Annotated in this window: 10 protein-coding genes; all 10 read left to right on the top strand. The window is 30.4% G+C overall.

Annotated features, from left to right (window positions below; all coding sequences use genetic code 11):
• The coding region (locus tag AACQ38_RS22890; protein WP_207631966.1) for a DegT/DnrJ/EryC1/StrS family aminotransferase at window positions 1–181 on the top strand (181 nt) is incomplete at its 5' end.
• A 22-nt stretch (window positions 182–203) separates the two neighbouring features.
• Entirely contained in the window at window positions 204–1,418 is a 1,215-nt protein-coding gene (locus AACQ38_RS22885) for a hypothetical protein (protein ID WP_165579145.1), read from the top strand.
• Between the two features lie 98 nt (window positions 1,419–1,516).
• On the top strand, window positions 1,517–2,602 hold the full coding sequence (locus tag AACQ38_RS22880; protein WP_207631965.1) for an EpsG family protein: 1,086 nt from the start codon (window positions 1,517–1,519) through the stop codon (window positions 2,600–2,602).
• A gap of 123 nt (window positions 2,603–2,725) precedes the next feature.
• A complete protein-coding gene (gene wecB, locus AACQ38_RS22875; protein WP_165579143.1) occupies window positions 2,726–3,853 on the top strand; it encodes a non-hydrolyzing UDP-N-acetylglucosamine 2-epimerase in 1,128 nt (375 codons plus the stop codon).
• A complete protein-coding gene (locus tag AACQ38_RS22870) occupies window positions 3,850–4,929 on the top strand; it encodes a glycosyltransferase family 4 protein (protein ID WP_165579142.1) in 1,080 nt (359 codons plus the stop codon). The genes wecB and AACQ38_RS22870 overlap by 4 nt, the downstream gene beginning before the upstream one ends.
• A gap of 925 nt (window positions 4,930–5,854) precedes the next feature.
• Window positions 5,855–6,493, top strand: a complete 639-nt coding sequence (locus AACQ38_RS22865) for a PIG-L deacetylase family protein (RefSeq protein WP_165579141.1) — start codon at window positions 5,855–5,857, stop codon at window positions 6,491–6,493.
• Window positions 6,478–7,356: a UDP-3-O-(3-hydroxymyristoyl)glucosamine N-acyltransferase gene (locus AACQ38_RS22860; protein ID WP_165579140.1), complete on the top strand. Its 879-nt coding sequence runs from the start codon at window positions 6,478–6,480 to the stop codon at window positions 7,354–7,356. The genes AACQ38_RS22865 and AACQ38_RS22860 overlap by 16 nt, the downstream gene beginning before the upstream one ends.
• Before the next feature lie 3 nt (window positions 7,357–7,359).
• Window positions 7,360–8,601, top strand: coding sequence for a glycosyltransferase family 4 protein (locus AACQ38_RS22855; RefSeq protein WP_165579139.1), 1,242 nt, complete (start codon window positions 7,360–7,362; stop codon window positions 8,599–8,601).
• A complete protein-coding gene (locus tag AACQ38_RS22850; RefSeq protein ID WP_165579138.1) occupies window positions 8,598–9,755 on the top strand; it encodes a DegT/DnrJ/EryC1/StrS family aminotransferase in 1,158 nt (385 codons plus the stop codon). The genes AACQ38_RS22855 and AACQ38_RS22850 overlap by 4 nt, the downstream gene beginning before the upstream one ends.
• Window positions 9,756–10,302: sugar transferase (locus tag AACQ38_RS22845; protein WP_165579137.1), on the top strand; the 547-nt coding region annotated here is incomplete at its 3' end. It lies immediately after the preceding gene.

Genomic DNA, 10,302 nt, shown 5'->3' with positions numbered 1-10,302 from the left:
TATTCCCACCGCCATTCATTACCCGATCCCGCTAAATAAACAACCCGCGGTGGCCAGCAATATTGCTCTGCCTATAGGAGACGAAATCGCACAAGAAGTCATTAGCTTGCCGATGCATCCTTATTTACAAGAAAAAAATATAAAGGTAACAGCTTCTCTAATGTTGGATTGGCAAAAATAAATAGGATACATTTAAGATTAACATGTTAAAAAAAATTTCCTCCTCAATTATTTTACAATCTATAGGAACTTTATCTTCTTTTTTTGTGGTATGGATAATTAATCGCTATTATGGGTTATCTACACAAGGACAATTTGCATTAGTAAAATCATGGATTGACTTGATGGTTGTCATCGGTTGCTTTGGCTTCCCCCAGAGTTTTATTTATATCATTAACCAATTAAATTTTCCCCACAAACCTTTATGGAAATTTAGCATCACCTACATTGGCATTGTTACAATTTTATTTAGTACTATTGCGTATGTATGGTTCAGCCAGAACAAAATCATTAATAATTTTAATATTATCTCATATATTTTTTTAGGCATGTCGGTTAGCTTTTTAGTGGGACATGCTCTACTTCGAGGTCTTTTATTAACAAAGAATGATGGAGCTATTTTTGCTATTGTAAGTATATTACCTGCTCTATGCCTTTTACTAGGCATTATAATAAATCTAGTAGGATTTCAACATTTAATGTTAGTTGAAATATATTTATTAGCAGGGGGAATATCTTTTTTTTCATTATTAATTTTAACATATACTCCAGATAACACAAAAGAAAACAAAATCCCTTGGAAATTAGTTCTAAAGAATGGGAATAGTGTATTTCTACAAGGTTTAGCTATAACTTTATTACCAATGGGTACTCTTTGGCTGATGAAATTAAACAATTTTTCACATGATAACATCGGAGCTTTTAATATTGCTATCTATGGATATTTAATGTTTGCTCTACCATTAAACATGATATCTCCCATATTTTTCAATAAATGGTCAAAAATAAAAAATATCCATATATCTAAAAAAGAATTGTTTAAGTTTATAAAAATAGGGACTTTTTTAATCCCAGCCAGTCTAATATTCACGGCTATAATCCCAATTATCCTACCAATCATATTTGGATATAGTATTAAAGTTGCCGTATTAAGTATGCAAATTCTAGTATGTGCAGCATTTTTCTTATTTAGCAATAATATTCTATCTTGTTTTTCAGCTGCACATGGATACTTCAGATTAAATACAAAAATATATATATTTAAAGCATTGTTATGTTTAGTACTAATATCATCAATGATATCCTTATTTCCTATGAATTTAACAAGCATTGCCATTTGCTGGTTGGCTTGTGACATCATCACTACTATTATATTCTCGTATAATTTAATCAATTTATTATCTAGACGGAAAATATAATAATATTTAAAATCTAAAAACATCATTAAATCACTATTGTAAAATGGATTATTGAATATATGCTTTACTACTATGCTGTGCTATTCATGATGCTTTTTATGGGATTATTAGAACAATATTATTTTAAAAATAAACCTATTGTTTATTTATTATCTTTTATTATTATTACTATAGGTTTATCATGCTCTATTTCACGAGGAGATTATTATTCTTATTATTATTTTTTCCATGATATAGATATAAAAAACCCAACACTTATTTTAGAGCCTGGATTTTTTTGGTTAGCTTATTTAATAAAACTATGTACAGAAGATGAATTTTATCTTTTTTTACTAGCCGCATCTTTATCTATTATCATAAAATTCTTAGCAATAAAAAAGCTCAATAAATTTGTTCATATTAATTGTGGATACTATTTTTCCTTATATTTTTCCACATTTTTAGTATATCTAGATTTAGGCTCAATAAGATTTTCTATTGCAACATCATTTCTATTTTTAGCCACTATCTACTTATTAGAAAGAAAATATAAGATATTTTATATAGTTATAATATTAGGCATTCTTTTCCATAAATCTTTAATGCTGGCTTTAGTTCTACCTATCTTAACTCAAAGAAAATATCTAAGAACTTTCTTAATTATCAGTATTATATCAGGATTATTATTAATTTCACTCTCTAAAAATGAATATATAATTAATATATTAAACTCTAACTATTATTTATCTAAAATAATTAGTTATTCTCGATTTGGTAGTGTAAGAATTACATTCCAATTAATAAAAAAAATATTATTAATATTCTTTTTTTATTATGTATTTAAAAAAGAAATTAAGAACAAAGGTGGATATATCTATATATGCTGGGTAGTAACTATATTATCCTTCTGCCTATATGGCCTATTTTTATCTAATCAAATAATTGCATCAAGATATTTATTAATGTTTGGAATTTGTGAACCCATTATTCTAATAATGATATATAGAAAGCTTTCGTTTAAGTCAAAGCATTTATATAGTTTAATTCTATTCTTATATATTATAATAAACTACGGACATTCAATATATTCCAACTCAAACCATATTAATCTATATTTACCATATAAAAATTATTTATTAGGTGATAAGCAACCATATATCACCAAATCAAAACAGCAAGAGCTATTAAGACAGAGTGGGATTTAGATCAAAAATCAACTATTCATTACACACTAACCATATAAGACCTATATTAAATAAATTTTAGAGATGCATTAATCTCTAAATAGAATTCCTATCCTGATTATTAAGGTAATTTAAGAAAATTCTATGAAAATTATGATTATTTTTGGAACCAGGCCAGAAGCTATTAAGATGGCAGCACTAATAAAAACACTCAAGAATAATAACAAACTCCAAACGCTTATTTGTGTTACAGGCCAACATAGAGATATGTTAGATCAAGTCCTGAACTTATTCTCAATAGCTCCAGATATTGATTTAAATATAATGGAAAAAAAACAAGATCTGACATCGATTACAAAAAACATACTTCAAAAACTGCAACCTGAATTAGAAAAATATCAACCAGACTTGATGTTAGTTCATGGTGATACCACCACCACATTTGCTGCAAGTTTAGCTGCATATTATCAACAAATTAAAATTGCTCATGTAGAAGCAGGCTTGAGAACCTACAATATATATTCCCCTTGGCCTGAAGAGGGTAATAGAAAAATGGTTTCAAATTTAGCATCTATACACTTTGCTCCTACACAGACGGCAAAAAATAATTTATTAACTGAAGGAATTCCCGAAAATAGGATTTACGTCACAGGAAATACCGTCATTGATTCATTATTGTATATGAAAAACCTTATTAATGAATCCAATTTAAAAGATGAATTTGATTATGAATTCAGTTTCCTAAATCAATATACTAAATTCATTTTAATCACAGGGCATCGTCGAGAGAATTTTGGAATGGGATTTGAGAATATATGCAAAGCAATTTATGCTCTTTCAGTAAAATATCCTCATATCGGATTTGTTTATCCTGTTCACCTAAACCCTAACGTCATAAGCCCCGTATCTAAAATACTAGGACATCAAACTAATATTCACTTAATAGAACCTAAAAGCTATGATCGCTTTGTATATCTCATGGACAAGAGCTACTTAATTATGACTGATTCGGGAGGAATTCAAGAAGAAGCCCCTTCTTTAGGTAAGCCAGTTTTAGTGATGAGAAATACGACAGAAAGGCCAGAAGCAATCTCAGCAGGCACAGCAATATTAGTTGGCACAGAAATAGAAAAAATTATTAACATCACAACTAATTTGTTAGAAAATTACGAACTGTATCTAAAATTAAGAACTATATGTAACCCTTACGGTGATGGAACAGCTGCAAAACAAATTTGTGAAATAATTTCAAAAGGAGAAATAATCCTATGAAAAAAATCCTAGTCCTCGTAGAAAATTATCCATCGTCAATTAATATATATGCTATGTCCTTTGTACATAGCCGTAATATTGAATATTTAAAATTAGGGATTGATGTACATGTATTAAACTTTTCAGCTAGTGAGAATTATATCTTTGAAGGCATAACTGTATATAATAAAAAAAACTTCAAACAAAATAGTTTAGATGACTATGATTGTATTGTTTCACATGCTCCAAATATAAGACATCATTTAAGTTTTTTATTTTTAAAAATGCATAGGATAAAAAAACTGGTTTTCATATTTCACGGGCACGAAACATTAAAAATAAATAAGTATTATCCATCTCCTTATCTATGGGTATCAAAACAATCTACCATAAAAAAATACTCGCAAAACTTATATGACTATTTTAAGCTATTCTGTTTGCGTTTTTTTATAAAAAAACATATAAATAATCTGCAATTGATTTTTGTCAGTAAATGGATGAAGAAACATAGCCTATCATGTTTAAATCTAAATATTGAAAAAAATACACATATTATCAATAACTCTTCGAATATCATTTTTTTCGAGAAATCCTTCGATATAAAATCGAACAAAAAAGGCGATTTTATAACAATTAGGCCATTAGATGGTAGTAAATATAGTGTGGATTTGGTAGTAGCATTAGCGAAAAATAATCCGAACTACACTTTTACTATTTATGGAAAAGGTAGCTTCTTCAAATATAATAAAAAACCTGAAAATATCATTCATATAGAAACATTTATTCACCAGAAAGATATACCTGATATATTAAACCAATATAAAGCAGCAGTAATGCCAACTAGACTAGATGCCCAAGGTGTAATGATGTGTGAAATGGCAACTTATGGTATACCTATGATTACATCTGATTTGCCGATATGTAAAGAAATGTTGGGTGATTTCAATTCATGTCTATTTATAAATAATACTGAATTTTCCACCTATAAGATAGACTTAGACTTTATTAATCAGACCAATAAAGTCACTAAGAAAAATACCAAATTCTGTCCAACTCTTTTAGCAAAAGAAGAGCTATATATTTTCTTTAAATCATAATAAACAAATTGAAGTAGAAAAATTCATATTATAATAAATGACCATTCATAATTATTGAAGAATGCTATTGCATAATTAAAGGCCCATTAGAATATTACCGTAAAATAGAATAGTATTTTGACTATAAAATTTCTGATATACTTTTTAATGGACTAATCAAGTATTCCTAAACCGAATTACATATTCAATATCAAGATATATCCTGAATAATAATGGTTGAATATCACGATTCTTCTTATTATAATATAATGGAAAACATAGTTATTATTATGACACACCATGATCTTCTCGACAAATAATGAGATATGTTGGTTCCATCGATATACTTTCTCTGATAGCCCTGACGTTCTGTATCAATGGATGATTGACAGCATAGGTTTTATGTACCAGTTGCTATGGCTCATAGGAAAAACATGCCGCTTTTGACTATAGATAGACAGGGGATACCACTGAATCCTATCCTGGATACAGATCAACCCCATAAAAGCTGATTCGATATTTGATTACTGAATAAAATGTCGGTATAAAGCATTGGACACGTGCTGAAGATAAAAACAATGAAGAATATTCGCAAAGAAATAGCACAAACATTAATTATTCATAAAGCAATTTGTTCTCCTCCTTTCGCCCAATAATTAAAAAATATCAAAATAATACCTGCTTACCTCTAAAGGTTCATTTAGTCGAATCTTTTAAACATTTAGAATTTCTATGGATACTTTAAAATACAGACTTGGTTATTCTCAAATGAGTAAATATGCTTACTGGTTCTAATAAGAAAGAGCTCCCTACTCTCAAAGAATTATTAATAAAGATAACACAAATATAAAGGAGGGGGTTTTTAAAATATAATTAACATACCAAATTTTCTATTATATTCATAAGAAATAAAATCTACTTCTAATAAATGCAAAGGCATCTTACAATGGTAAATATTTTTCGTAATGCACTTATCCTTGCCCCTCATACTGATGACGGTGAATTAGGAGCCGGAGGAACTATAGCTAAATTAATTGAGAATGGAACAAATGTCACCTATGTTGCTTTTTCAACCGCTGAAGAATCTGTTCCCGAAGGAATGCCAAAAGATATTCTAAAAACAGAAGTTAAAGCAGCAACTCAAGCATTAGGCATAAAAAATGAGAATTTAATAATTTTTAATTACCAAGTAAGAAAATTGAATTATGCCAGGCAAGAAATCCTAGAAAATTTAATAAAAATCAGAAAAAAAAATAATTTTGATCTTATTCTTATGCCTTCACTGAAGGACATACATCAAGATCATACGACCATATCGCAAGAAGGACTTAGAGCATTCAAAAATACAACTATACTTGGATATGAGTTGATTTGGAATAATTTATCTTTTGATACCACCTGTTTTATAAAATTAGAAAAAAGACACATTAACCAGAAAGTATCCGCTCTACGAGAATATAAGTCACAAGGCAATAGAGATTATATGTCAGAAGATTTTATATTTTCTTTAGCAAGAACAAGAGGCGTTCAAATAGGAATAGAATATGCTGAAAGTTTCGAGGTGATAAGATGTGTTATCAATTAATAAAAAATATCTCAACAGAAGAAATTTGTAAAAAACTCAATTTATCTTATCATGGAAACAATACTAACATAACCAATATATCTCCTATTAACCAGATAAAAGAAGGTAGTCTTTCTTTTATAAAAGGTGATATTGAATTATTGAATCCCAATGTAACATTAGTCTGTCAAGAATCTGATATAGAGTTTTTTAGAAACGTAAATACAGGATTGATAATTAGCAAAAATCCAAGATTAGATTTCATCCGAATATTAGAATTTTTAAGAAATAATATTGGATTTAGTCATTTCTTATTTAAAACTAAAATATCTCCAACTGCATCTATAGGACACAATGTTGTAATTGAAGACGGTTGTACTATTCATGATAATGTTCAAATTGAGCATAATGTAATAATACATTCAGGCACGACCATAGGATCAAATTCAAGAATAAGAGCAAACTCATCCATCGGAGGTGATGGTTTTGGTTTTGAACGAACAGAAGAAGGTATACCTATCCGCTTTCCACATTTAGGAGGGGTTATCATTGGAGAAAATGTAGAGATTGGCTCTAACACATGTATATCAAGAGGCACTCTCTCAGATACTATCATAGAGGATTATGTCAAAACCGATAATTTAGTCCATATAGCCCACAACTGTCATATAGGAAAAGGAACCCTTATTACTGCATGTGCCGAAATTAGCGGGGGAGTTCGCACTGGAAATAATGTATGGATTGGCCCAAATGCATCAATCATTCAAAAAAAGAATATTGGTGATGATTCACTTATCGGCATAGGTGCTGTACTGACAAAAGATGTACCAGATTCAACTGTCTTTTCAGGTAATCCAGCTAAAAAGATCCGAGATATAAAATAATCTATGAATATATTATATATTAATCATTATGCTGGAAGTCCAGAGTATGGAATGGAGTTTCGCCCATACTATTTGGCACAAGAATGGCTAAAATATGGTCATAGGACAACCATATTGGCATCTTCATTTTCCCATGTAAGAGCTAGACAGCCTAATGTAGACAATAAGATTACAGAAGAAAATATTAATGGTATAAATTATATCTGGTATCCAACCAGAGTATATAATGGAAACGGAATCACTCGTGTAATAAATATTTTTTCTTTTTTATTTCAAATTTTTTTAAATTTAAGTAAGAAAAAAAATATCAATAAAATCAAACCTGATGTTGTCATTGCTTCCAGTACATATCCATTAGATATATGGGTTGCAAAACATATAGCAAAGAAATCTGGAGCAAAACTAATATATGAAATTCATGACTTATGGCCTCTATCACCAATAGAATTAGGGGGAATGTCTTCTAAGCACCCTTTTATAATGTTATGCCAACAAGCTGAAAACAGCGCATATAAAAATTCAGATGCTGTTATATCTATGTTACCTAATATTCATCAACATGTTGTAGAACATGGACTAAACATAGATAAATTGCATATAATTCCTAATGGAATTGTATACTCTGATTGGGAAGATAGTAACCATGAGCCTATACCAGATGATATTAAGCTCAAAATTAATGCATTAAAAAATAAAGGAAAAACTATTGTTGGTTATGCAGGATCCCATGGAATACCTAATGCATTAACCTATCTGATAGATGCAGCTAATATCTTAAGAGAAAAATCTTTTCATTTTGTTTTCGTTGGTTCAGGATTAGAGAAAGAAAATCTTATAAAATATTCAGAATCTCTAAAGCTAAAAAATATAACTTTTTTCGATCCAATAACAAAAAAACAAATGCCGGACTTACTAAAATTATTTGACTTCAGTTACATTGGTTCTCATAAAACACCAATTTATCGTTTTGGTGTTTCTCCAAATAAATTAATGGACTATATGATGGCTGAAAATATTATTGTAAGTTCTATTGAAGCCGGAAATGATCCCATTACTGATGTTAATTGTGGCCTAACTGTAAACCCAGAATCGCCTCAATCGATTGCCGATGGCCTGTTAAGACTGAGCCAATATTCCCCAGAAGAAAGAAGCCAAATGGGAAAAAACGGTAAAAATTATGTACTAAAAAACCATACTTATTCGATTTTGGCTGATAAATTCTTACAAGTGATGAAAAAATTATGAATAATAAATTCCTTCCTTTCGCATTACCTGAAATTGGACAATCTGAAATCGATGAAGTCATTGATTCACTCAAAACGGGTTGGATAACTACTGGCCCTAAAGCCAAAAAATTTGAACAAGATTTTGCCCAATATTTAGGTTCTGATGTTGAAGCAATCGCTGTAAATTCAGCAACAGCCGGATTACATTTAGCTTTGGAAGCAATTGGTATCCAACCTAGTGATGAAATCATCGTCCCTACTTATACCTTTACTGCAACAGCAGAAGTTGTACGTTATCTAGGCGCTCATCCTATTTTTGTTGATTCTCTACCTGACAGTCTGAATATTAATCCAGCAGCAATAAGAAAAGCAATTACAGCCAAAACTAAAGCGATTATGCCTGTACATTTCGCGGGCTTATCATGCGACATGGATGAAATCATTGCTATAGCTAAAGAATTTAATCTAAAAATAGTTGAAGATGCCGCGCATTCATTCCCGACTTTATATAAGGGAAAGAAAATTGGCACTCTAGACACGGATGTGACGGTATTCAGCTTCTACGCCAATAAGACCATGACTACAGCGGAAGGTGGTATGCTAGTCTCTAAAAATCCAGACATTATAAAAAGAGCCAAAATCATGCGTCTACACGGAATTAGTAAAGATACTTTTGACAGATACCAATCTAAAACACCAGCCTGGTATTATGAAGTCATTGAACCGGGATACAAATATAACATGCCAGATATTTGTGCCGCCATCGGTATTCATCAATTACAGAAAATAGATGCTTTTCAGAAGAAAAGAGAAGCAATGGCTAAATTTTACGATGATGAATTAAAAGAGCTGCCAATTACCTTACCCACTAAACCTGAAGAACCTAATAGTCAGCATGCCTGGCATCTATACACTATTAGACTAAATGATCAAGTCAAAATATCCAGAGATGACTTTATTATAAAAATGGCAGAGAAAAATATAGGCTGTTCTGTCCATTTTATTCCTTTACATAAACAACCCATCTGGAAAAATACCTATTCTCTTAATGAAAACAACTTCCCAGTCGCAGAAGAAAATTTTAAAAGAATTGTATCCATCCCTTTATATACAAAAATGACCAAAGAAGACCAAATCTACGTTATCAAAACAATTAAAGGGATCTTGGCATAAATGATGACATATTATTTAGCTATAAAAAGGCTTTTTGATTTTACTTCTTCCCTCATTGGACTCATCCTACTACTCCCTATTTTAATCACGATTGCTATCTGGATAAAAATCGATTCGAAAGGACCTATTTTTTTCCGACAACAACGAGTAGGCCAATATAATCAAGATTTCTATATTCACAAATTTAGGAGCATGACGACAGGATCAGAGCAAAAAGGACAACTCACTATTGGCAATGACCTCCGTATTACCCACTCTGGAAAATTCATCCGCAAATATAAAATTGATGAATTAGCTCAACTGATTGACGTTGTCCGAGGCAAAATGAGCTTAGTCGGGCCAAGACCGGAAGTACCACAATTTATGGACAAATACCCGGATGATGTCAGAAACAAAATATTATCGGTAAAACCCGGCATAACAGATTTGGCTTCTATAGAAATGATCGATGAAAACCAGATATTAAGCCAATATAAAGATCCTCATCAGGCTTATATCGATATTATTATGCCGATAAAAGCCAAGTACTACTTAGAATACATAGATA

Origin of the sequence: Photorhabdus sp. RW14-46, assembly GCF_963887965.1 — a bacterium.
Classification (GTDB): domain Bacteria; phylum Pseudomonadota; class Gammaproteobacteria; order Enterobacterales; family Enterobacteriaceae; genus Photorhabdus; species Photorhabdus laumondii.
This window is presented reverse-complemented; position numbering and strand designations above follow the sequence as displayed.

Bases quoted from the DNA above. Each gene is read 5' to 3' on its own strand.
- AACQ38_RS22865 (WP_165579141.1), top strand. From the start codon at position 5,855: ATGGTAAATATTTTTCGTAATGCACTTATCCTTGCCCCTCATACTGAT.
- AACQ38_RS22885 (WP_165579145.1), top strand. From the start codon at position 204: ATGTTAAAAAAAATTTCCTCCTCAATTATTTTACAATCTATAGGAACT.
- wecB (WP_165579143.1), top strand. From the start codon at position 2,726: ATGAAAATTATGATTATTTTTGGAACCAGGCCAGAAGCTATTAAGATG.
- AACQ38_RS22880 (WP_207631965.1), top strand. From the start codon at position 1,517: ATGGGATTATTAGAACAATATTATTTTAAAAATAAACCTATTGTTTAT.
- AACQ38_RS22850 (WP_165579138.1), top strand. From the start codon at position 8,598: ATGAATAATAAATTCCTTCCTTTCGCATTACCTGAAATTGGACAATCT.
- AACQ38_RS22870 (WP_165579142.1), top strand. From the start codon at position 3,850: ATGAAAAAAATCCTAGTCCTCGTAGAAAATTATCCATCGTCAATTAAT.
- AACQ38_RS22855 (WP_165579139.1), top strand. From the start codon at position 7,360: ATGAATATATTATATATTAATCATTATGCTGGAAGTCCAGAGTATGGA.
- AACQ38_RS22860 (WP_165579140.1), top strand. From the start codon at position 6,478: ATGTGTTATCAATTAATAAAAAATATCTCAACAGAAGAAATTTGTAAA.